Raw genomic sequence first — 23,965 nt, 5'->3', positions numbered from 1 at the left:
CTTTAGGCTTAAACGAGAATGATTGTTATCTTTCTGTTACAAGCCATTCGATTACTTGACCACCACTTCGGCGCTGTCGGCCTTCTTCGGTTTGATCAAACTGAAGTCGATCAAGGCTTTCTGCTTGGTCTCGTAAGGGTTGCCGATCAGCAGGGGGCGCGGTTTGAAGCTGTCGCTGACCAGGCTTTTGCTGTGGTCCAGTTCATCGAAGCTCAAGCCTGCGAGGTCCGCCCAGGTGTGGATCAACTGCGAACTGCTGTAAGGCCGTTGCAGGTCACCGGCAAAACTCCAGTCGTGGCTTTCGCGCCATTTGGGCGAGGCGTAGGCCATGAATGGAATGGTGTACATCGGCGCGGTCGGCTTGCCTTCGTTACGACCCAGGGTGTCGTGGCCAGCAGAGTCGAACACATCTTCGCCGTGGTCCGACAGGTACAGCAGGAAGCCGTTGGGATCAGTCTTGGCGTAGTCCTTGATCAGGCTCGATACCACGAAGTCGTTGTACAACACGGCGTTGTCATAGCTGTTGTAAGTCGGCAACTGTGCATCGCTGACGCCCGGCGGTACACCCTGGCGATCGGTGAATTTGTCGAATGTCTGCGGATAACGGTACTGGTAGCTCATGTGGGTGCCCAGCAAGTGCACCACGATGAACTTGCGCTCGGCGGTGTCGGCCATGGCCTTGGAAAACGGCGCCAGGACGTCGCCGTCGTATTGGCGGGCGTTCTGGTTACGGTTGTTGTTCAGGTACACCTGCTCGTCGGCCTGTTCGGAAAAGGTCGTGAGCATGGTGTTGCGCTTGGTCATAGTCTGCTGGTTGGTGATCCAGAAGGTCTTGTAGCCGGCCTGTTTCATTACGCTGACGATGGACGGTGTCTTGAGGTACAGGTCCGGGTTTTCTTCGTCGGCGAAGGTCAGTACCTGCTGCAGCGCTTCGATGGTGTACGGGCGCGGGGTAATGACGTTATCGAACACCGCCAGTTGGTCGCGCAGCTTGTCCAGTTCCGGCGTGGTGTTGCGCGGGTAGCCATAGAGGCTCATGCGCTGGCGGTTGGTGGACTCGCCGATCACCAGCACCAGGGTGGACGGCTGGCCGGCCATGCTGTCCTTGAGGTTCTTCAACGGTGGGATCTGGCTGGCACTGGTCAGCATGCCCTGCATGTTATCCAGTTGTTCGGTGTAACGACGGTAGGCGACGATCATCTGCCAAGGCACGGCCGGTTCGATGCGGGTTTCGAAGCGGTCGATGGCCAATTCCATGGTTTCGCTGGTGGCGATCTGCTTGACCAGTGGGTAGCCGACCACGGCCAATACGATGGCGACCGCTGCCACGATCGACTGACCGCGCGGCAAGTAGACCGGACGCAGGCGTGTCCACAGGAAAATCGCAAAAGCGGTGTGGGCAATGAAGGCCAGCACGATCCACCAGGCAAAGTACTGGGTGGCGTATTCGCCCGCTTCAGAAATGTTCGATTCGAACATGATGAAGATGACGCTCTGGGAAAATTCCTGCTGGTAAATAAAGAAATAACCCAGGCTGGCCATGGAGCACGCCCATAGCACCACACCGATCAGAGCGGCCAGCAGGCGGGTTTGCCGAGGGAACAGCAACATCGGCGCCAGCCACAGCGCACTCATGAAGAAAGCCTGGCGGAACCCGCTGAAGCCGGAAGTACCGGTCAGTTGGATAAGCAGTTGGGTAATGCCCGAGAAATACCAGAAAAACAGGAATAACCAGCCAAGGCCGGCCCAATCAAAGCCTTTCGCAGACTTAGGGCTGCGTTCAAACATCGCCATACAGCGCTCCAACCAGTTAATTACGATTATCCCGAGGCATGCCTGCCCCGGGACGAGAAGCCTCGTCTTGCGATGGGCGTCATTTAATGGCGCGGAGTATCAACAAAACGGTGTGAAAGTTTTGTGAGAATTTACTTACGGATGTCCCGGGGCCAGCGTCGCATACGGGGCTACCGCAAGGATGAGGGGCGTGGCGTTTAACGTGAGGCTTTTGCCAAGGAGCGCTTTGCGATGAGCACGACGACTAGCCCGATTGATCACGTTACCCAGTCCCGTCATTACCTTGGCGAGGTATTTGCCGACAGACCTAGGCTCGAGGAGGTGATCGACGCGGTATTGCAGCGCGAAATCGATGACCAGTGGCCGGCCTCTGGGCTGAATGTCAGCCATTTGCGCCTCGGCCGCGTCCTGGCCCCCGCCGGCCAGGACCAGCCAGCTACCTACGGGGCATTGTTAAGTCTGGGCGACTTATTATTGACGCGCATCATGCAGGGCACGTTGTTGAACCTGACCGCCACCCTGCATGTCTTGCTCGACAGGCAGAGGGATGGTTCCTGGAAGCCTGTAGCGCGGTCACCGTCGGTCGATGAGCTTGAAGCCCTCATCAATCGGGTCGCGCCGTCGCTGCTCGAAGCATACCAGGCGCGGCTGGTCGATTATTGGAGCCAGGTGTCGCGCCAGGATCCGTTGTCTACCCGCTGGCGAATTGTGGCTGATCAACTGCGTCGCTGTCTGAAATTCGGACCGCAATCGCCACCGTTGCCAGCCGATGAGTACCGAAAGCTGCTCTGGCTGTTTTATCCGCTCAAGGCCGAGCGTGAACGCCATTTGGGACAGGGGGCCGTGCGGGTCTTTCAAGTCTATGCCTGCGAGGAAGGCGGGGCGGGTGAGTGGTTGGTGGTATTGCTGATTGAAAGTCGCCCGCTGACGGTTTCGACCTTCTACTTATTCAGCCCTGGCACGGGCGTACAGCGACTGCGTAGCAGGGAGGATCTCGCCCACTTGTTGCCGCTGCACATGAGCCGTCGCTACACCGGCCAGCGCGTGGAATGGGCAGTGCGCGAACCGGAAGACGACGTGTTCGATGCCATGGCCCAGATGCTCCTGGAAAAACAGCTGCGCGACCTTGCGGCGCTACGCTGGTCGGACTTCCCCGATGTGCAATGGTACAAGCAACGCTTTCGCCAACTGACGGCGCCTCAGGCGTGGTTTGGGGTACAGGCGGGACCCGATGGGATGCCCGAACAGGTATTGCCCGCCTGGCTGCAAGGCGCCAACGCGGCCGACCGCCTGCGCGCAAGCCGTCTGCTGGACGCCCTGCATGCCGTCCAGGTCGAAGCGGCGGGCGCGGACTACCTCGACGGGCTGGACCCGATTCACGTCTATGCCAGCAAAGCCCTGCAGGCGCGCATGCGACTGGATTATCCCCAGGAAGTGGTGATCAGCCCCGATGACTACATGATGACGTTCACCCGTACCCTGGGGGGGACGGTCGGCTGGACCGAATCAATCTCTCGCACCTTGACGGAATGGGCCCTGGACAACCCCTTCACCGAACCCTATGCCCAGGTGACCATCACCAATCGCGTTGAGCCCGGCTATATTCCCGACTGGTGGCTGACCATCGATTATGTCAAACGCTTGATCCCCGCTGTCGACATCGGCAAGCACTATCCGGCGTTGCTCAAGCGCAACTTGCTGGACGATCCCGCTGAGCGGCAGCGGCGCCAGGCGCTGTTTGTCGGGCAAACCCGTGCGCAGTTGCCCCTGGCCGCCCTGGAATGTCTGCTGCGCCGGCGCCAGGGGCTGACTCGCATTGGCATGCGCTGGGTGGAGGCGGCGGTGCAGCCTACCGCCCAGGCACGCGAGGTCGACGGACACGAGATTGTCGCGCGCCCGCTGGCGTTTTTGACCCACGCTGGCGGGCGGGTGTACCCGGCAGCGAATATGTTCGTGATCGGCCCCCAGAACGATGCCCTGCAACCGCACCTGCTTTACCGGCCCGGCTCGGATACACCCCTGCAAGAGTGGGCCAGCCGCCAGGAACTGCTCGACGCCATTGCCAGCGTCGGCCCGCTGCAAACCGAGGTGTTAAACAGCCTTGATCCACAGGGTCGGGCGGTGCTGGGCAATGGCGGCTTTCGTCAGCCCCATACCCAGCGCCAAGGCCAAGGGGGAGAGTTCGCGCCAATCGAGGTGCCCGCCCGCGCGCTGCTCAGCGATCAAGAAGTGCCTGGGGATTTCCTGGCCTACCTGTTCAGCAGCAATGCGCAGGCCTTGGTCAAGCGCGCCGAGGCGCAGAGTCGTTCCAATGAAGATAAGCGCTGGGCGGCCTTTCGCGCTGACATAGGGCGGCTATTCAATGTGGTGATGCCGTTGCTGCGTGGGCCGCTGGCGACCGTAGGCTGGCTGTACCAAAGTCTGCTCAGTGCCAGGGCGTTTATCACACTGCCCGTGGACGCGGACGACGACCGTCGTGGCACGACCATCGCCGATGCCGTCGCCAGCCTGGCTGGAATCTTGCTGTATCCGGTGGCCAGCCTGGACGAGCGTATCGGGTTGGTCGAGGTAGAGCCCGCACCGACCGCGACCCGGCCGCCGGTGGAGATACAGCAGGCCGCCACCTTGAGCGAATTGCGCCGCCGAAGCAGGGCCGATTTTCTGCCAATGGATGTTGGCTGGCACAGCGCGGGCGAGATATCGCCCGTACAACAGAAGGCATTGGACACCTACTATAAGTGGCGTCAGGACGGGAAACCCTGGCCGGTGATCCCGCAAAATATCGAAACCGAGGGGGTGCGCAAAGGCTTGGTCCGAGTGCCCACCGGCGGGGACAGGTATACATTGCACGCGCTGATTCGTGGCGGGTTATACCCCGTGATGGAAGTTGCCGGGGGCATCCGCGTATTCGATCCTCAGCAGCCTGAGCGCTTTGGGCCCTTGCTCAAACGCGACGCCGCAGGGGGCTGGCAGTTCGATCTGCGTTTGCGCCTGGCCGGTGGCATGCCCAAGCCCAGCGGTGCGCAGCGGCGTGCCGAAATCTTGCGCCGAGAGGCGGATTTCAAGCAGCGGTACAATGAACAAACCCAGGCGCAGTTAATCGCGGATGAGAAGGCCGGCAAGGAGCATGTCTACTACGAGCGCGTGTATCGGACCGAGCGGGAAAAATTCAACGATGAACTGCGGCGCAGTATCTACCTGCGTTATCAGGCGGCACTGCGCGAACAGAATCAGTGCCAATTCCAGAGGCTGGAAACCCTCAAGGTGCGCAACGCCAACAAACCGCTGCCGGCTTTCGAGACGGAACTGATCGAGCAACTGCAAAACATTGTCCATACATTGCAAGAGCGCGGCGCGCTGCTGGAGTTTGCCCGCAAGAGCGCGACGCCGGCGCGCGCGACCCTCGATGCATGGAACGCGCAGTTGGACTCTGGCGACCAGCAAATCCGCCAGCAGGCCCACGACAATACCCTGAATTATCTGAACCAGATTGCCGAGCTCAATCAGCAACTGATTGAGCTGAGCACCCTGGAGTACGCTTACGACAGGGAGTTGCAAGCGGTGCCCGGTCTCGAGCGGCAAACCAGCTTGCCCGATGAAACGGTGCAGCGCCGGCTCTCGCCGTTGGACTGGAAAGTCCAGCAGGTTTCTGTCCTGCAAGGGCTGCTTTTCAAGCGCGCACCCGTGGAGGCTGAGTTTTACGACTTTATCGCGCTCAAGGATGCTACTGACAAGGCGCGTGGGGCGGTTCGCTCGCAGCAAGCCTTGCAGGAACCTGGATTCATGACGGTCGAGGAGCGGGTTCAGGCGCACGGCGATGTGATGGAAAAATACACGCAAGCTCTGGGCAGCCTGCGGTTGTATCGGCAGACCTTGAACGAGCTGCTTGATCACGATTACACCACGCGCCTGGTCAACCTGATCGAGGCGCTTCACGGCGAGGCCGAGCATTCACTCGCCCTCCTGTTGCGCGACCAGGCCCGGCAAGCCGAGTCGGCACCAATGCCGCAAGCGTCACCAGTGCCCCAGCCCCGACCCGTGCCCGGCAGCCGCAGGCGCATGGTGCGTACCCGCGACAAACGCATTCTGGTGGGAGTGGCACGCGCTCGAACGCCGGAGGAGCCGAACGAAATCGTCGATGTGGTGGACCCGGTCGATAATGTGCCGGTGGCCAGCTATCGGCAAAGTCCGGAAAAAGACATCTGGGAAGAGGTCAACCCGCAACCGGCGCCGCTCCCACCCGAGCGCAGCATTACGCGCTTGCTCCAGGATGCGCGTCTGCTGTTGGACGACCAGCACAAGCAGGTCGGTGCTACCTGGAACGATGCGCAGACCTCCAACTCACCCATCGCCCTGGAGGCGGTGTTGTGCGACCGGGCGCGGCAGTTGGACGCTTTGCACGGGAAAATTTCCCAACGCGATCCCGGCAAAACCCAGGTGCTGTCCGACCTCGCCAGTGCTGCCCTTTACCTGCGCGAGCAAGGTCGCTTGATCAGGATCGAGGTGATCAAGCGTAACCCGCCCGAGGCCAACCGTGTCGACTACCTCAAGACGCAGGGCGAAGTTGAGATCTTGAAGATCGAAGGGAGGGTCAGGCTCAGTCGGCCCAATGACTATTTACAAGAGTATGTGGTTCGTGATCGGAGCAAGCGGCCCCTTGCCTACGCGCACTTTCACTACCGCAGCAAGCAGGCCCCCCTCGCGGACTTTGTGGCCGGGCACTTGAAGATGCCCGCGCAGCGCTTCAACAGCTACTTGATGGGGGCGGGTCAAAGTGAAGGGCAGTACCTGACGGTGTACCGGGCGCAGATCAATGCTGCGCTGGCCGGATCGTTGTTCTTTGGCGTGAACGCCTCAGTTAAGCGCGGCGCGGGCTTTAAGTTCTGGTAGCGCCGGTGCGTGCAGCGCGAGTAACTGCTGTTGCAGGTGTTCGACTTGCGCCTGCAGCCGTTCGCGCTCCTGCTTGAGCTGGGTGAGTTCGTCACGACGGATATTGACGTAGAGGGTCTGGGCAGGACGAGCTGGGGCATACGTGTTCATGAAGCACCTCGCAAGGGCAGGTAAAAGCGTGAGGCTGGGTAACGTCAGGGTCAATTCTGATTTCTTTTTCATCGTAATGGAACTTTTTTATTTTTCATGGTCGCTGTGACTTTTTGCCTGGGTTCATCGCTGCGCGCGCTTTTTTTGCCATGAAACTATGGCAATCGGCTCTGGACTAACCCTCATTAGCCTCATTGCGCTATAAACTATGTCACACATTTTTTTGTAGTTAGGAGCATCAGCACATGCAACTGGGGATTATCGGACTAGGCCGCATGGGCGGTAATATTGCGCGGCGCCTGATGCTCAATGGGCATACCACCGTTGTATGTGACCGTAACGAAGCCTTCGTCAAAGGCTTGAGCGAGGAGGGCGCCACCGGCGTCGGCGGCCTGGAGGCCCTGGTGGCCGGGCTGCAGAAGCCACGTGCGGTGTGGGTGATGCTACCGGCAGGCGCGCCTACCGAAGACACCATCAATGAGCTGAGTGAGCTGCTCGAAAGCGGCGACGTGATCATCGATGGCGGCAATACCAATTACAAGGACGACGTGCGTCGCGGCAAGGCCCTGGCAGAGAAGGGCCTGCACTACGTCGACGTCGGCACATCCGGCGGTGTCTGGGGCCTGGAACGTGGCTATTGCATGATGATTGGTGGCGACGTGGAAACTGTGCAGCGCCTGGACCCGATCTTCAAGAGCCTCGCCCCTGGAATTGGCAGCATCCCACGCACCAAGGACCGTTCGGCCTCTGCTGACCCACGCGCCGAGCAGGGTTACATCCATGCCGGCCCTGCAGGCTCGGGGCACTTCGTCAAAATGATCCACAACGGTATTGAATACGGAATGATGCAGGCGTTTGCCGAAGGTTTTGACATCCTCAAGACCAAGAACTCGGAAAACCTGCCGGAAGATCAGCGTTTTGACCTGAACGTCGCCGACATCGCCGAAGTCTGGCGCCGTGGCAGCGTGGTTTCGTCGTGGCTGTTGGACCTGACCGCCGATGCCCTGGCGACCGATCCGAAGCTGGACGGCTATTCCGGCTCCGTGGCCGACAGCGGCGAAGGCCGTTGGACCATCGAGGCGGCCATGGAACAAGCGGTGCCGGTACCGGTGCTGTCGACGTCATTGTTTGCTCGTTTCCGTTCGCGCCAGCAGAGCACCTACGGTGACAAAATGCTTTCGGCCATGCGCTTCGGCTTTGGCGGCCACGTGGAGACTTCCAAAAAATGACCGCCAACGGCAAGAAACCCAAGGCCGAACCTGCTCCACCGACCACGTTGTTTCTGTTTGGCGCCCATGGTGACCTGGTCAAGCGCCTGCTGATGCCGGCGCTGTACAACCTGAGCCGCGACGGGCTCTTGGGCGATGGCTTGCGTATCGTCGGTGTTGATCACAACGCCATCAGCGACGCTGACTTTGCCAAGAAACTCGAGGACTTCATTCGCACCGAAGCGGCCAGCAAAGTGCGCGGCAGTGCCGACAATGCACTGGATCCACAGTTGTGGGCCCAGTTGGCCAAGGGCATCAGCTACGTCGAGGGCGACTTCCTCGATGACAGCACCTACGCGGACATCGCGCAGAAAATCGCTGACAGCGGCACCGCCAATGCGGTGTTCTACCTCGCGACGGCACCGCGCTTCTTCAGTGAAGTGGTGCAGCGCCTGGGCAGTGCCGGGTTGCTCAATGAAACCGAGGAGGGCTTTCGCCGCGTGGTCATCGAGAAACCTTTCGGTTCCGACCTGGCCACCGCCGAAGCGTTGAACGCGTGCCTGCTCAAGGTGATGAGCGAGAAACAGATCTATCGCATCGACCACTACCTGGGTAAGGAAACGGTGCAGAACATCCTCATCAGCCGTTTCTCCAACGTGCTGTTCGAAGCGTTCTGGAACAACCATTACATCGATCACGTGCAAATCACCGCCGCCGAAACGGTGGGCGTGGAAACCCGAGGTAATTTTTTCGAAAAGACCGGCACCTTGCGCGACATGGTGCCCAACCACCTGTTCCAGTTGCTCGCCATGGTTGCCATGGAGCCGCCGGCAGCCTTCGGTGCCGACGCGGTGCGCGGCGAGAAGGCCAAGGTGGTCGGCGCTATCCGGCCCTGGTCGCTGGAAGATGCGCGAGCCAACTCGGTTCGTGGCCAGTACACCGCCGGTGAAATCGCCGGCAAGTCGCTGCCGGGTTACCGTGAAGAAGCCAACGTCGCGCCCGACAGCAGCACCGAGACCTTCGTCGCGCTGAAGGTGATGATCGACAACTGGCGCTGGGTTGGCGTGCCGTTCTATTTGCGCACCGGCAAGCGCATGAGCATTCGCGACACTGAGATCGTGATCTGCTTCAAGCACGCGCCTTACGCACAATTTCGCGACACCGAAGTCGATGAACTCAAGCCCACTTACCTCAAGATCCAGATCCAGCCGAACGAAGGCATGTGGTTCGACCTGCTGGCCAAAAAGCCTGGGCCAACCCTGGAGATGGCCAATATCGAGTTGGGGTTCGACTATAAGGACTTCTTCGAGATGCAGCCGTCGACCGGTTACGAAACGCTGATCTACGACTGCATGACCGGCGATCAGACTCTGTTCCAGCGCGCCGACAACATCGAGAACGGTTGGCGCGCCGTGCAGCCGTTCCTCGATGCCTGGAAAGAAGATGACGGTATTCAGACCTACAAAGCCGGCGAAGATGGCCCGGCGGCGGCCGATGCGCTGCTGGCCCGTGATGGCCGCACCTGGCACAGCCTCGGATGAGTGATACCGCGATTCATCCCATCCGTTTTATCCTCAGTGACGTGGACGGCACATTGCTGCACCCGGATCACAGCCTGAGCCAGCGCACCGCCGATGCAGTGCAAGCGTTGCGTCAGGCCGGGGTGTTTTTCAGCCTGGCCAGCGGGCGGCCACCCAAGGCCATGTTGCACTTGATCGAGACCTTCGGTATCGATGTGCCGGTGGCGGGCTTCAATGGCGGTACGTTGATCAACCCGGACGGCAGCATCCTGGTGGCCCACCATCTGCCGGCCGAAGCGGCGCTGGTGACGTTGGCGCTGTTTTCGGCCGAGCCGGACGTTGAGGTATGGGTATTCGCCGACGGTGACTGGCTGCGCCGTGACCCGCCTGGGCCGATGGCGCAGCGCGAAGCCGATGGCCTGGGGTATGGGCCGGTGGTGGTGGACAGTTTCGAGCCGTACCTGGACCGGGTCGACAAGATCGTCGCTGCCAGCAACAACACGCAGTTGCTGGTGGAGCTGGAGGCGCAGTTGCAGCCCAAGGTGAAGGGCTTGGCCCAGGTGTCGCGTTCGCAGCCGGTTTACCTGGATGTGACCGCCATGCTGGCCAATAAGGGCGAGGCCTTGAAGACCATCGCGGCGCACCTTGGGGTGCCGCTTGCGCAAACGGCGGCCATCGGCGACGGTGGCAACGACCCGGCGATGTTTCATGTGGCCGGTCTGTCGATTGCCATGGGTCAGGCGGAAGACACCGTCAAGCGTCAAGCCAGTGTGGTCACCGGCAGCAATGTCGAGGACGGCGCTGCCGAAGCGTTCGAGCGATTTATTCTTGCCGCACAATAAGTAAGTGCAACTTCCGATCACTGTAGTGCGGTGATCGGAAGTTACCCTGTCGACTTACTTGGGCATAACCCACTGCTGTAACTGGTGGCCGTCTTTGTCGAGTTCGGCGCGCGCCTGCAACAACAAGTTTTCCAGTTGCGCCGGATCGGTATAGGTAGTTGATGACAGCTGTTTGGAGCCGATACGGGTATTGGTGCGGTCGATCACGCTCAGGCTGAGGGCGCCATTGCCGTCGTGCCAGGCCACGCACTGAAAGGGTTGGAAAGCACGGTCTGCAATCAAAAGAGCGTCGTTGATGCGCAGCGTAGCGTTCATGTGGGTCGTCTCTCTCTATGCCCATTCAAGTGAGTACCGGCGGTTGGGCTGACCGTACGGTGAGTTACTTGTACTGATGCACGATGGTGGGGGGCGGGTCACATGCTAGAGCGAGAAATTTTAACGTTCCCTGACCAACGTCATCTAAGCGCCTGTTTTGAAAGCTGAACGAATTTTTTCAACCGACCCTCGTGCCGTATAGATAGGTGGCTTTTTGCCCGTACTTATAGCGAAAGGGTACAAGGGGCGCGTCAAGATTTTGCTAAGGTTCGTGTCAGCCTTCACAAACTGTTGTTTCTAATAACGTTGGCTGTTTTGGCGTCAAGGAATACCCATGATCGTATCCTCCGTCCAACGCCGTTTGCTGGTCGTTGATCCTTGTGCTGACTGCCACGGGTTACTGCCCGGTTTGCGCACGGTCGGATGGGAAGTGGACAGTTGCACCCTGGAGGCGGTAGGTGATCGCTCCTGCGACGTAGGCCTGCTGCGGTTGCAGCCCTGCCACCTGGAACGTCCCGAAGCGGTCAAGGAGCTGATTGGTCGTAGCGGCACCGAGTGGATCGCGGTACTCAGCCAGGATGTATTGCGTTTGCAGAACGTCGGTGATTTCGTTTGCGAATGGTTTTTTGACTTCCACACCTTGCCGTTCGATGTGTCGCGGGTGCAGGTCACCCTGGGGCGCGCCTTTGGCATGGCGCGCCTGCGCGGCAAGGGCCAACCCCCGGTGGGTGGGCCCGGTGATGAACTGCTGGGCGACAGCCGCCCCATCCGCGAACTGCGCAAGTTGTTGTCGAAGTTGGCGCCCACTGAATCCCCGGTACTGATCCGTGGCGACAGTGGCACCGGCAAGGAGCTTGTTGCCAAGACGCTGCACCGGCAATCCCAGCGACACGCCAAGCCGTTTGTGGCGATCAATTGCGGGGCTATCCCTGAACACCTGATCCAATCAGAACTCTTCGGCCATGAAAAGGGCGCCTTCACCGGTGCCCATCAGCGCAAGGTCGGACGCATCGAGGCCGCCCACGGTGGCACGCTGTTTCTCGACGAAATCGGCGATCTGCCAATGGAGCTGCAAGCCAATCTGCTGCGGTTTCTGCAGGAAAAACAGATCGAGCGTGTCGGCGGCAGTCAGCCCATCCCCGTGGATGTGCGGGTGCTGGCGGCCACCCATGTGAACCTTGAGGCCGCCGTCGAGAAGGGCAGCTTTCGCGAAGACCTGTATTACCGCCTGAACGTGCTGCAAGTCGTCACGGCGCCCTTGCGCGAACGCCACGGTGACGTGGCGATGCTGGCCAATCACTTTTCGCGCTTCTACAGCCAGGAAACCGGCCGCCGCCCGCGCAGCTTCAGCGAAGAGGCCTTGGTCGCGATGGGCCAACACCCGTGGCCGGGCAATGTGCGTGAGTTGGCCAACCGCGTGCGCCGTGGCCTGGTTTTGGCCGAAGGGCGGCAGATCGAAGCGGTTGACCTGGGGCTGCAGGGCGAGCAGGCGGTTTCACCACCGATGGCTACATTGGAAGACTACAAACACCGCGCCGAACGTCAGGCGTTGTGCGATGTACTCAACCGGCACAGTGATAACCTGAGCGTCGCGGCCCGCGCACTGGGCATTTCCCGGCCGACGTTCTACCGGTTGCTGCACAAACACCAGATCCGCTAGGGCAGGTGTGGGAGGTGGCTTGCCGCTGCGGCTGCCTGCACCGTCATAACTGACCGAACCGAATCAAAATGTGGGAGGGGGCTTGCCCACGATAGCGCGGGGTCAGCGCCTGCTGTATCGACTGCCCCACCGCCATCGGGGGCAAGCCCCCTCCCACATTTAACAAGCGTTCGCACTGATTCAGAAGTAGTACGGGAATTTCAGGCTGAAGGTAAAGTCCGGCGCATCGTCGGTCATCCCAATCGCCAGGTTCGGCACGATGGTCAGGTTATCCGATGCGGCAATGGTCATGCCCACGTTGAAGTAGCCGGCGTTGGCATCGCTGGAGACCACCGACTGCCAGTCGCCACCGTCCGGCTTGAGCTTGCTTTTGCGCTGGACCAGGTCCGACACCGAGAACGACATACTCATTTTCTCATTGAGCGCGAACGCTACGCCGAGGCCGACCTGGAAGCTGTCGCCCAGGCGTACCTTGCCTCCAACCTTCTGGTTGACTTCACTGCTGATGTCATCGAAGGAGTCTTCGAAGTTGTGGGTGTAGGACAGCGAGCCGAACAGCACCGCGGGGTCGAAGGTCTTGACCAGGGAAATGCCCGGCGTGATCGACCAGACGCCGTTGCCCGTCGGCAGGCTTTCCGGCAGGTAGAGGTTGTCGTTGTTGGGCTGCTTGACCAGTTTGATGCCAAACGGCTCTTTACCCGTAGGCGCCTTCACCCGTACCGATACCACCGCATCTGGCAGGGTAGGGGTTTCATCGAGAAACTTGTACGCCACGCCGAAATTGACGTCGCCGATGGTGGGGTCGCGGGTGACGGAGCCTTCCGAGGTGGCCGTGGCATCGTTGCCGGCGCCAGCGGACTGGTAGGTCGAGTCGCGGTAGACCACCGGCACGTTCAGGTCGAACTGCCAGCGATTGTCGACGTTGTAGCGCCCGGTCAGGTCCAGGGTCCAGCTGTCCGACTTGATCCGGTCCAGGTTGATGTTGCCGAGGAAGATCGAGTCCAGCGCCAGGAAGCCATTGAGGGTCAACTGACGGGCGTCATAACGGGCATAGGTCACGCCGGTTTCGAAGCTGAACTTGCCGTTGCCGAAAAAGCCGCTGGCTTCGTTATACAGGTTGCTCACGCTTTGCGCGGGGGCGGAATCGTCCTTCAGCGACTGGCCGTAGGAACTGCCGCCGCCGCCCGCGCCACCCGATGCCGCCGCCGCGCCCGTGCCGGCGACGACGGTGCCGCCTTTCTTGAAGTCGGCGGGGGATTTGGCCAGGCGCCTGGGCGCGGGCGCTGCCGGTTGGTCTTCCACTTGGCGTACACGTTGCTCCAGCACGGCCAGGGCCTTTTGCTGCACGTCGTAGCGTTGCTTGAGTTCCAGGAGTTCCTGCTTGAGGGTTTCGATATCGGCATCCGGCGCTGCATACAACACGGATGAGGGCAATAGCGTACTTAGACAGACCACCGCGCGGAGCGATAACGATCGATGCATGAAATAAGCCGTCCTTTTCTAATGCGTAAGTGTCGAGGGTCAGCGTAGTTCAATAACCAAGCGTGCGTAGGCCTTTGAGTTGATCCAGGTTGCAGTTCAACGCGCCGTTGTTCAAACCGTTATTGTTCATCACGACGTTGAGTTGGGTCATGTTGTTGACGAAGTTGGCGTTGCCGGTCAACACGGTGCCTTGCAGCACATTCCCGGCGCCGATCTGCTGCAGGCTGTTGCCTTGGTTGTGGTTGGCCTGGATCGCCATCTGCAGGCCGCCATTATTGGCCGACACGCTGACATGGCCTGCCGGGCTGTCACCCGAAACGGTGCCACCGGCCACCAATACTTGCCCGGATTGCACGAGATTGGCAGGCGCGAAGCCGTCCTGCGTGACGTTGATGCCGACCGTGTTGTGGGCCGTGTTGCCATCGCCGGCGGTGCGTACGCTTTGTACCACGCCCTGGCCAGTGCCAAGTCCCGCGCCACCGACCACGTTGCCGGCCCCGGTGTTCTGGTTGCTCCCGGTTCCGGCCGAGCCAGTGGTTTGCACGTAGAACTGCGGGGTGATGGTGGTCTTGTCGAGTTGCAGGCTGGCCTTGCCGGTGATGCTGTCACCCACGGCATTGGTCCAGGTGCTGCTCATGACAATGCCGAAGCTGATGATTCGCCCCGGCATCACATAGCGGCCGCGCAGCTCGGCCATTTCCGAATCCTTGAGTTCGATCGGTTTGAAACCCGACGAAGCATAAGCGGGCATCGAGGCTGCCAGACACAAAACCGTCAGCCAACGGGAAGTGTTCATCTTTTGCTCCTGGAGCGTCCTGCCCCTTATTGCGCTTCTAGAAGAAGTCGCTCTGGATAAAACCGAAATCCATCAGCTCGGCGTCGCCCACGGGCCTGAACTCATTCATCTGGTTCTTGGCGGTCAGCGGCGCAGGCGGGTCGAGCAAAACGTTGGCCTTGTCGTAGCCTTCACCCAATACGGCGAACACGATGCCATTCCAACCCTTGACGAAGTCATCCCGCGAGTAGCGCTTATGGCCCAGCACCGGGTCGCCGATATACACCCAGTCCTTGTCGGCCCGCTGCATCACCACGAAGTGCTTGTAGCCACGAATTTCCAGCAGCACCACCACGGGGATTTTCACGGTCGTCAGGGTGTCCGGAGCGATCTTGTAGCCCCGGGCGCGCATGCCGATGCTTTCGAGGTAGCGCTTCATGTCCAGCATGGAAAAACCCTGGGTACGCACCAGGTCCTGGTCGGCGGTGACCAGCATGCCTTTGATGATGTGGTCTTCGTCGACGTCCAGCCAATAGGCCTGGCGCAGGATGGTGGCGAGTGCCGCGGCACCGCAGCTGAAATCGGTTTTCTGTTCCACCAGGTTGGCGAACCGGCGTTCACGAATGCTCTCGACCTTCTTGAAGATCACTGCACCGCCGGGCATGGCGGAGATTGCCATGGTGCCTGCCCAGGTAGTGCCGGTGAGCAACATCAGGAGGGTAAGGGTCGCGATGCGCATGATCGAATGACCTGCTGGACACTGGAATAAAAAAAGGGCCTTGTTGCCAAGGCCCCGTTGGATCAGAAGCGCACGCCGCTGGCGCAGACGCTGCAACCTTGACCGATCGACAGGCTGTTGCTGGCCCCGTTGCCACCGCCCGATTGAATGTTCACACCCACGTTGCCGGAGTTGTGGTTAACCGAGTTGTCGAGGCTGGAGTTGTTGGACACATACTGCGGTTTGCCATAGCCGTGGCTGCTGACGGCCGTGTTGAGGTAGCTGTTGTTGAGCGAGTTCTGCTCGGTATTGGAAGCCGCCGCGATGTTCTTGCCGTCGGCGGTGGTGATTGCCAGGTTGTTCTTACCCTGGTTGCCTTGGCCGGCCTGGCCGTTGTAACCCACGTTACCGGAGTTGCCGTTGACCGAGTTGTCCAGGGAGGCGTTGTTTTGCGTGCCTTTGTTGACGAAGTTGTTGTGGCTGCTGCCTTGGTCCACATCAATCACCGCGAACACCGTGGCAAAGTCGCCCTTGGCACTGGAGATGGCACCGGCGTTATCCGCCTGGTTGCCGGAGCCCGACTGCACGTTGACCCCGACGTTACCGCTGTTGCCGGTTACCGAACCGTCAGCAGAGGCATTGTTTTCGGTATTGGTGTCGTCGAATTTGTTGTGTTCGCTTTTTTGTACGTCAGTGACCACAGCGGCAACCGTACCGGTAGGTTGCGGCGCCGGATGCCAGCCACCCCCTGCTTGAGCGGCGGCAGCCATGAGTGCGGCGAGCGCGAAAACCATTGGTTTCAGGGCCATTTGAGGTTTCATGGTGTTTCTCCTTGCTTCTAATTAGTTGGGTTAAGTGTTGGTACGGTCCAGCCAGTGCTACCAAGCATTTACTTGATAGTGATGCCCAGGGTGTTAGCCACTCGGTTCCCCACCCCGGCACTCTGGTTCACCTGAATCACTCCTCGGCTGCCGGTGAAGGCCTGGTCGCTGGTCACGACCTGGCGGCTGCCAGTGGTGGGGGTGAGCCCTGAGTCGGTCAACTGCGTCGTGTTCTGTTGCAACAGGACGCTGTCATCGATGCTTTGCGGGCCAGGGTTGAGGCTGATCCGCACAGCGTTGATCGATTGATTATTGGCCCCGGCCGACTGGTTGATGCCCAGTACACCGTTGCCGTTGGTAAAAGAGGTGCCCAGGATCGCCGCCTTGGCGTTCAGGGACGGGTCGACGTTGCCGTCGAGTTTCTGGATGTTGACCGTGGTGGCCTGGCCGCCGAGAACGATGGCGCGGCTATTGGACATTTGCTGCTGGGTACCGGCCGCCTGGTTGATCGACAGGACGCCCTGGTACTGTTTGCCGCTGTTGTCGACCACGGCGCTGTCGTCAGCCATTGTCGACGCGCTGCCCAGCAGCGCTAACAACCACACCAAGCGCCTCATCACTTGCCCCCCATCATGCTGCCGAGGTTGTTCAAGGGGGCCATGCCGCGCTGGATCGAATCACTGATCTGCCCACCCATGCCGCTGCCCGCGCCGTGGCCGGCGGCCGCGCCGGAACCGAGGGTCGACATGCCGTTTTGCGTGGCGCTCAAGCCCGACAGGTTGCCGCTGGGCTGCAGGGCAGGTGTCAGGCTGGAACCGCTGCGGATACCGCCGATGTCCACATCGCTGAGTTCACCGGAAATGGCGCTGATCACTTCTTTGCTGGGATTGGCGTTGGCGGTATTGGGGTAGGGGTCGGGGAGGGAGGTGCGCCCGTACATATGGCCTTGCACCACACGTCCCGTCACGATCACGCCGTCACCGGCCTGGCTCGGCAGGCTGATGCCGGCACTGAGCACGCAACTGATCAACAGTGCGTTTATCGAGGCTTGAGTGAGTGTGTTCACGGCGGCAGTCCTTATTATTCACGCTGACCCTAAACAGCGTTGTCAGGAACAGAGCAGAAGGCGTGCCGCTTTTTGTTTTTGCTGTGGATTCAAGGTGTTGCGATCGGCGCTGGAGGATACGTCGGCGATAGTGTTTCAGCCGTGAGACAGTCGCCCTGAAACGCGATATGCCCGGCCGCTCACGCCTGCTGTCTCATCGATGAAACACTGCCCATGACAAAGCGATGAATCCGCACCCACGGGGCGATTCAGGACATTGGGCTGTTTCAAAAATGGACAGTTGACGCTACAGGCGCGTGCTCAGCCCTTGGGGGTTTTACGCGGAATGGAATTGAGTACCGGGTTGCCATCCTGATTCTGGGTCAGGTAGACCGGCAGCACCTTGGGCAGGGAAGGGATGAGGTTGTTGACTTCACTGAGGTTGTAAATACCACCGATGCGAATGGCCCCTGTGCCTGCATCCGCCAGCATTGCGGGCTTGTCCAGGTAGCGGTTGATCAGCGGCAGGGCATCGGCCAGGGCCAGGTTGTCGAGCACCAGCTTACCCGTGCGCCATGCCAGCGCGGGGTCATTGGGCCTGGTCGTGGCCACACGCGGGGTAGCGTCGCCGCGCTGGTAGCTGGCCTGCATGCCCGGGGTAAGCGGCACGCTGCCATGCACCGAGTCGCTGGCGATCTGCACCGAGCCCTCGAGCAGCATCACTCGGACCTGGTCTTCATAGGTCCAGACATTGAACTGGGTGCCCGTCACCCGCACCTGTCCAGCGCCAGCCTGCACGATAAACGGATGATCGCTGTCATGAGTGACCTTGAAAAACGCTTCACCTTTTTTCAACTTGACCTGGCGTCGGTCTTTGTAAGCGCTGTAGACCAGTTCAGTGCCCAGGTTCAATTCCACTTCGCTGCCATCGCCGAGGGTGACGCTGCGCAAGCCATTGACCGCCTGGAAATGCTTATAGGAACTGGGCAACCAGCCGGCCTCCCAGCCAGTGAACGCAGCGAGCGGTAACGCTGCGAGGCAAATAGCGGCTGCGACCGCATAGGTGCGCCAGCGCGGACGAGGTTTGAACGCCAGCACCACGGGTGCCGGCGCGGTGCGCGGCAGATGATCGGCCACGTCCCAGATTTCCAGCATCGCCGCATATTCAAAGGCGTGCAGCGGATGAGCGTCGTGCCATTGAGTGAAGGCCTGGCGCTCCGCCACCGTGCAGTCGCTCGCATGCAAACGCATGCACCACTGCGCGGCCGCATCGGTGATGGCGTCATACTCGGCTTCGGAAACGGGCTTATCGGTCATTAACACATCCTGATTTGCGCCATTCTAACCTCCCAGGCAGCACGGCGAGAACCGCCATCATGGCAAATGAGCATCAATGAGAATGAATCTCTCTGAAGCACACGGGGCCAGCGCCCGCTGGCGACCTGTCAGGCACCGGCATCCAGCTCTCGGCCCAGTTGGCTGATCAGGCAGGTGACCGAGTCGGCGTTGGCCAGGATCGTGTCGAGGCGCCGGTCGGCGTCGCTCATGAACACGGACCGGGCATCTGCCAGGCTCCGAGCGCCGGTGGTACTCAGCACCTTGTCCTTGAGCGCCGAAGTGCCCTGGCCGCTGCCGTAATCGTTCCACTGCTGGGTGAGCGCGTCCAGGCTCTTGAATAAGTAGATGCTTGGCGTCAACACCGAAAGTGCGGTTTCACGCATGTCGGTCAGATCGGTTTTCATCTGCGCGGCGCCATGGATCTTCACATTGATCAGGTCCGGGAACGGTCGCATGCTGTCGAGGTAGGCCAAGTCTTCGGTCGAAGACGTCAAGTGCGTGATCTCATGGATCAACACGGTGGCGCGCGCGTGGGCCGAGATATCGAACGGCACGGTCAAACGATTGTAATAGGCGTCCATGTTGGGGTCGAAGAACCGGTTAAGCAGGTAGATCTTCTTCTGCGCATCATCAGGCAGCACGAAGGCAAAGGTATCTTGGCCGCCAGCGTGGTGGGTGCCACAGACGAACCGCATCGAATCAGGGTTGATCAGTGTGGGGTTGACCAGTTCATCGAGCACCTCGTCGACGCGGGCTTCGATTCGTTGCACCTGCTCGGGCGTCAGGCTGACAACGCCGAACATTTCCGTGAAAAAGCCCCCAAGACGACTGTTCGGATCGCGCAGGTCGGCAAAGTGCACCAGGTTGCGTTTGCACGTTACCGCGTAATACGTCGCCACGTTGAGCGCTTCGTTGATGCACAGCGCCTTCCAGCTAGAAAGCGCGGCAATGGCGGGTATGCCCACCGCCTCGATATTGATGGCCTCGCGCTCGCCCGCGCGGGTAAAGGCCCTGTAAGTGTATTTGGAGAGGGTCTTGCCGTAGCGCGGATGATGCAGGTCCAGGTCCAGCACCCAATCACCATCGTCATTGCGCTGCACATAAGGGCCGTGCCGGTCACCGTCACTCAGGCGCCAGTGTTGACCCGATTTTTTCACCGGGTAGACCTTGCCGGCCATCGGCACGAAATCACGCTGGTTGGCCTCATCCTTGTAAACGTGGGTCGAAGGGCTTTTTTTCAAGTTTTTTAGGCTGACCCGCGTGTTTTCGAACCGGCTCAGTTGGGTGCGCTGGGGCGCTGTCACATCCAGGGTCGCCAAGGCCATTGCCGCTGGCGCGGGGGCGTCAAGCCATTGTTCCACCGTGGTGGTTGACTGGGGCGTCGCGGTGTCGGGCACGAGCCCGTCCAGCTCCCGGCGCAAGGCGGCCATTTCGGCCACACCGGCGATAAACGTCTTTAACCCGTGTTGCCAGCGGTGTTGCTGCAAATCTTCGGCCGACTGCTTGAACAAATTGAAGCTGCGCCAGATCACCAAGGGGTAGGCCAGTTTGCCGGCCATGAATTGAAGGCCCTTGGGAATGCCCTCGCTCAGCAGGCTGGTCATCGCGTCCCACTGTGCCTTCGCGCCCAGGATGAATTGGCACGCGAGCATTTGCGACAGCTGAATGAGGTTGTCCGCGAACAGGCGTGGCAGCAGGTTGCCGGAAATGGGCGTGTTGCCCAGACGGACGTCCGATAACTCGCCAAGCGCATGCTGGCGCAGCAAATTGCGGTAGGTCGCCTGATCGGAATCCTGCAGGCGACTGACCACCCAGTTCTGCAAAGCCCCTGGGCTGGTGAACTCATCGAGCAGGGCCGACTCGCCGATGTACTCCTTGAGCAAATGCGTGGGACTGTAGGGTGCATACAGCAGCGTGGGGCCGGTGGCACCCGCCTGGGGGCTGATCAAATAGCAGCCCAGGGCCTTGGCCGGGTTGGCGCCCGGCGTGGCGATCAGTTCAAGGGGGCGAATGGTCGCCGTCACGCCGTGGATCATGGCGCGCGCCATGGCATCGGGCATGTCGAAGACTTGCTGAACAAAACTCCAGGCCGTGGCCGACAGCCGCTCATCTAGCCTTTGTTCATGGGCGTACTGCAGCACCTGCCAAGGCAGCTGCCGACAGAACAGGTCACGACGCTCGAGCGCATCATCGCCTTGGCCGTCCAGATAGCGCTTGAGGTGCGCCTGATACAGCTCCTTGAGGTTCAGTTGACGCACCATCTGCACCACGGCGTTGCCGTCCAACCCGGACGGCAGTGGTAGGGCGCTGCGCGAACTGAGTCGAATATCTTCGGCGCGCAGCACCGGCCAGTGGCGCAAGGCAAAGTCCGTCAGGGTCTGGATAGGCCCCTTGAGGTCGATACGAGGCGCGATCAGCACATTGTCCGGATCCACCAGTTGCCCCGGAAACCGCGCATTGAGCAGGTTGGAAAGGGTCGTCGCCGCCTGCTGGCGCATCGGGATGATGCCGTTAAGGTAGTCCCGCTCCTGCGGTGCGCTGAGGCGGTACTGTTCCAACAGCTCGGCATGCAGAATCTGCTCGTGGGGGCGCGCCATGCCCAGCCACACTGGTAGGCCTTGCTGGCGGAGTACGGCTTGGGCGATCGCGATGCTTCTGGGCAGGCCTGACGGCGGCGGGCGGCGCATCAAGGCGTCCAGCCAGTCCTGCAATGCCCGCGCGCTCAGGTTCATCAGCAGCACAGGGTCAACTTCGGACTGCACGAGTCGGCTGTAACTGCCTTGGCGGTTGTTCAACAAGTGGTCGTCGATACGCTGCAGGGGGCCGAGTCTGAAGGTTTGATGGGGTTTGCGTTTGGAGGCGGGTAAGTTTTCCAGCAGCAGCAGTCGTTGCGTGGGATCGCCCAGGCGTTGTGTCAATTTCTGGCGCAGGTAAGTGACCGAGGTGTAGGCCTCGTAGCCATGGCGGGGTGTCCACAGCAGCGCAATACCGGAATGCAGCGGGTCGAGTCCGCCGCGTTCGCTCAATACAAAGCAATTGGCCAGGGCCTCGGGCTCGGCTTGGGTGCCGACGTAGAGTGCGAGGCCGAAGGCATCCGGTATGAAGCCGTTGAGGCCGTGGCGGGTTCGGCGCGTCATGCTGTCAGCCTTGAGCACGCTGTCAAGCAGCGCCAACTCGCGGGGCGCGAGGCTTTTCTCCAGCTGGCGCAATTGCATTTCCCCACTCAGCCCCTGCAGCATGCCCAGGCTGAGACGGCGCAGTTCAGTGTCCAGGAACGCGCCCAGCTGAGTGCGCAGGACGTGTGGCGTGAAGTCCGCCAGGGCCTGCTCGACCACCCGATTGAAGGTGGCCAGTGTCAAGTTGTGGCGCTTGGCAGCGGCACCCTCGACGCGCTTGCCGTAGAACTCGGTCAGTGACGACAGCGTCAGCGCCTGGGCCTTTCCGGCCAGGCGCGCGATAAAGTGTTCGACCATAGTTGACGATGCCTGGGGTAAGCGCAGTTCAAGCTCCTGCGGCGTCGTGGTGTAGGTATTGATGTAGACATCATCGGCATGCAGGTCCAGCAGGCTTTTCGTGAGCTGTGCATCCAGCGCCTTCGCCGCCAGGCTGTGCAGGGTCGGGTGTTGGCGGTGGGCGAGATCGAGTGCCGCCTGGATCGCCTCCAGCCGTTGCAAATGCCCTTTGGTGCGTTGCGCCACGACGGTGGTGTGGCCGCCGTCGTGGCCGGTGACGGGGTGCAGGCTCCAGCGCCCGTCGGTTTGCAACGCGAGCAAACGGCCGTCGAGCATGAACCGAATATCCAGGGCGCTGTCGAGCAAGGCGCCCAGGTCGATGGTGCCGCTGCTGCGTCGAAAAAGCCTCAGGGCGTGGTCCATATTGTTCAATTGCTTGGCGACAATGTCCTCGACGATTTCCTGGAATAGGTCGTCAGCCACGGGCAGACCGGTAACCTGCGGTTGATCCATACCAATGAACACATGCTGTTCATCCAAAGACCGAAAATTGAGCAGCTCATCTTCGTAGCCGGCGGCCTTGAGCATCGTCAGCAGGGTGGCGTGGAGGTCGTCCAGATCTTTAAGCACCTGCAGGCCACGATTCTGGGTATACAGGTAGGCGTGGTCGTTGTTGATCATCAGGGTACTGGCCAGTTCAACATGATGTTGATACCGCGCACGAATACGGACTTTCTCGATGCGCAATTGGCCGTCCAAGGCGCTGCGCGCGGCCTGGCTCGGCAGCAGCAGCGCCTGCAGCTTGCGGCTTTCGTCGGTGGACAGGATGCAATTCTGGCGTTTGAACAGCAGGTCCGCGCGAAATTTGTCACGGCTGACCTGGGCAAAGAACGCCAGGCGAGACTGGCCAGTTCCGAAGTCTTCGTTCCAGTAGGTTTGCACCAGGCTGTTGAGCAGTTTCGATAAGATACCGCTGGTTTGCTCGACCACGCTGTCCCAGCGCAGTTGATCATTGTCCCGTTGCTCCTGGGTAAAGGCGCTGGTGTCATGGCGTGGGTTGAAGAAACTGTGGGTCTGCTCGGCAGGCCAGCCTTGCCTTGCATAAAAGTGCAGCAGCGCGTCGCGCAACGAGGTGGAGGCGACCCAGTGGCTGTCCTCGCCGACGCCGCCGCGGCTGAAAAAATTAACTCGAGTGTCGCTTTGGTTCAGGCGTGGAAAGGCGCTGCGGGCCATAATACCGAGCAATGTGTCGAGCATTTCGTGCAGGTTGGGCAGTTGGCGCAATTGGGCGAGCATCGCCTCGACGTTGCTGCGCTGGTTGGCCAGGATCGTCTGTTCCTGATGTTCCATGACCGCCCCAGGGATCACCGTGTGGGTGACCGCCAGCGGCGCATCGGCCGCAATTGCGTCGCGCTGGCTGATAGACAGGAATCGCAACAGCTCCACCCGTTCATCTGGCTTTTTCAAGCGCTCTTCCAGCTCATCGATCAGCGCGGTGGAGCTGTCGAATAACTCAAGGCCGCCATAGGGGGTATAGAGCACAGCGCCTTTGGCATCCGGGGTGGGGCTCATCATGAACGCGCCCGCCAAGGGGAGGGCGGGTTTGTCGGTAAGGTTGATCAGCAGGCTTTCCGCTTTCATCGGGTCTTTGGGGGGCTTGGCGTTTTGCCGTGCAGCGTCGGTGGCGTAGTAGAGCGTTTGCAGCCAATCCAGGTCCTTTACGGTGAACCCAAGCGCTCGCTCACGCTCGGTGGGTGCGTTGCGTTTGACGGGAAGCAGGTATTCATCGAAAAAATAAGGTGGGGTCAAGCGAGCCATGCCGTGATGTCCATCAGCGTCGGGGGAGCGGCTGAAACTAAAGGCTGTTGCGGCGTAGGTGGTGGTAGATAACTGGGTCAAGCCGCAGGCGCCCGTTGACAGCAGGCATGGGCTGCGTTGTTTAATCGGTGATCTGG

The 23,965-nt window shown here is 60.5% G+C and carries 16 protein-coding genes; 5 read left to right on the top strand and 11 right to left on the bottom strand.

Annotated elements, in window-relative coordinates; genetic code table 11:
* Window positions 1-51: 51 nt before the first annotated feature.
* Window positions 52-1,794: a phosphoethanolamine transferase CptA gene (locus QF045_RS17480; RefSeq protein WP_306493324.1), complete on the bottom strand. Its 1,743-nt coding sequence runs from the start codon at window positions 1,792-1,794 to the stop codon at window positions 52-54.
* A gap of 231 nt (window positions 1,795-2,025) precedes the next feature.
* On the opposite strand from QF045_RS17480, the gene QF045_RS17475 reads away from it, so the two are divergent.
* Window positions 2,026-6,684: a DUF6543 domain-containing protein gene (locus tag QF045_RS17475; protein WP_306493323.1), complete on the top strand. Its 4,659-nt coding sequence runs from the start codon at window positions 2,026-2,028 to the stop codon at window positions 6,682-6,684.
* Here the strand turns inward: QF045_RS17475 and QF045_RS17470 are convergent.
* Window positions 6,649-6,834 carry a DUF6026 family protein gene (locus QF045_RS17470; RefSeq protein ID WP_306493322.1) on the bottom strand — a complete coding sequence of 62 codons (186 nt, stop codon included), beginning with the start codon at window positions 6,832-6,834 and terminating at the stop codon, window positions 6,649-6,651. The genes QF045_RS17475 and QF045_RS17470 overlap by 36 nt on opposite strands.
* A gap of 245 nt (window positions 6,835-7,079) precedes the next feature.
* On the opposite strand from QF045_RS17470, the gene gnd reads away from it, so the two are divergent.
* From gnd to QF045_RS17455, 3 genes are read left to right on the top strand one after another with little or no spacing between them, the layout of a single operon-like run.
* Complete coding sequence (gnd, locus tag QF045_RS17465) at window positions 7,080-8,063, top strand: phosphogluconate dehydrogenase (NAD(+)-dependent, decarboxylating) (RefSeq protein WP_306493321.1); 984 nt, start codon at window positions 7,080-7,082, stop codon at window positions 8,061-8,063.
* Window positions 8,060-9,583 (top strand): glucose-6-phosphate dehydrogenase, encoded by a 1,524-nt coding sequence (gene zwf, locus QF045_RS17460; protein ID WP_306493320.1) that lies wholly within the window; start codon window positions 8,060-8,062, stop codon window positions 9,581-9,583. The genes gnd and zwf overlap by 4 nt, the downstream gene beginning before the upstream one ends.
* Window positions 9,580-10,404, top strand: coding sequence for an HAD family hydrolase (locus QF045_RS17455; RefSeq protein ID WP_306493319.1), 825 nt, complete (start codon window positions 9,580-9,582; stop codon window positions 10,402-10,404). Before zwf ends, QF045_RS17455 begins: the two co-directional genes overlap by 4 nt.
* Before the next feature lie 54 nt (window positions 10,405-10,458).
* On the opposite strand, the gene QF045_RS17450 is transcribed toward QF045_RS17455, so the two are convergent.
* On the bottom strand, window positions 10,459-10,719 hold the full coding sequence (locus QF045_RS17450; RefSeq protein WP_306493318.1) for a hypothetical protein: 261 nt from the start codon (window positions 10,717-10,719) through the stop codon (window positions 10,459-10,461).
* Between the two features lie 334 nt (window positions 10,720-11,053).
* Between QF045_RS17450 and QF045_RS17445 the strand changes: the two genes are divergently transcribed.
* Window positions 11,054-12,379, top strand: coding sequence for a sigma-54 dependent transcriptional regulator (locus tag QF045_RS17445; RefSeq protein WP_306493317.1), 1,326 nt, complete (start codon window positions 11,054-11,056; stop codon window positions 12,377-12,379).
* A 180-nt stretch (window positions 12,380-12,559) separates the two neighbouring features.
* Here QF045_RS17445 and QF045_RS17440 read toward each other — a convergent pair whose 3' ends face one another.
* The 8 genes from QF045_RS17440 to QF045_RS17405 all read right to left on the bottom strand — a co-directional run bounded on the left by QF045_RS17440 (window position 12,560) and on the right by QF045_RS17405 (window position 23,828).
* Window positions 12,560-13,861, bottom strand: coding sequence for a hypothetical protein (locus tag QF045_RS17440; RefSeq protein ID WP_306493316.1), 1,302 nt, complete (start codon window positions 13,859-13,861; stop codon window positions 12,560-12,562).
* 49 nt (window positions 13,862-13,910) lie between these two features.
* Window positions 13,911-14,657 (bottom strand): hypothetical protein, encoded by a 747-nt coding sequence (locus QF045_RS17435; protein WP_306493315.1) that lies wholly within the window; start codon window positions 14,655-14,657, stop codon window positions 13,911-13,913.
* Window positions 14,658-14,694: 37 nt separating this feature from the next.
* A complete protein-coding gene (locus tag QF045_RS17430; protein WP_306493314.1) occupies window positions 14,695-15,375 on the bottom strand; it encodes a C39 family peptidase in 681 nt (226 codons plus the stop codon).
* Window positions 15,376-15,437: 62 nt separating this feature from the next.
* The gene (locus QF045_RS17425; RefSeq protein ID WP_306493313.1) at window positions 15,438-16,175 is read right to left on the bottom strand and encodes a hypothetical protein; all 738 of its coding nucleotides are present in this window, start codon (window positions 16,173-16,175) and stop codon (window positions 15,438-15,440) included.
* 68 nt (window positions 16,176-16,243) lie between these two features.
* On the bottom strand, window positions 16,244-16,792 hold the full coding sequence (locus tag QF045_RS17420; protein WP_306493312.1) for an adhesin: 549 nt from the start codon (window positions 16,790-16,792) through the stop codon (window positions 16,244-16,246).
* The gene (locus QF045_RS17415; protein WP_306493311.1) at window positions 16,792-17,241 is read right to left on the bottom strand and encodes a hypothetical protein; all 450 of its coding nucleotides are present in this window, start codon (window positions 17,239-17,241) and stop codon (window positions 16,792-16,794) included. The genes QF045_RS17420 and QF045_RS17415 overlap by 1 nt, the downstream gene beginning before the upstream one ends.
* Window positions 17,242-17,541: 300 nt before the next feature.
* Window positions 17,542-18,537, bottom strand: coding sequence for a FecR domain-containing protein (locus QF045_RS17410; protein ID WP_306493310.1), 996 nt, complete (start codon window positions 18,535-18,537; stop codon window positions 17,542-17,544).
* A 128-nt stretch (window positions 18,538-18,665) separates the two neighbouring features.
* Window positions 18,666-23,828 carry a dermonecrotic toxin domain-containing protein gene (locus QF045_RS17405; protein ID WP_306493309.1) on the bottom strand — a complete coding sequence of 1,721 codons (5,163 nt, stop codon included), beginning with the start codon at window positions 23,826-23,828 and terminating at the stop codon, window positions 18,666-18,668.
* Window positions 23,829-23,965: the final 137 nt, after the last annotated feature.

This window comes from Pseudomonas sp. W4I3, from assembly GCF_030816195.1.
Lineage (GTDB): Bacteria > Pseudomonadota > Gammaproteobacteria > Pseudomonadales > Pseudomonadaceae > Aquipseudomonas.
The sequence above is the reverse complement of the archived record's forward strand: the minus strand, read 5'-3'. Positions and strand labels throughout refer to the sequence as shown.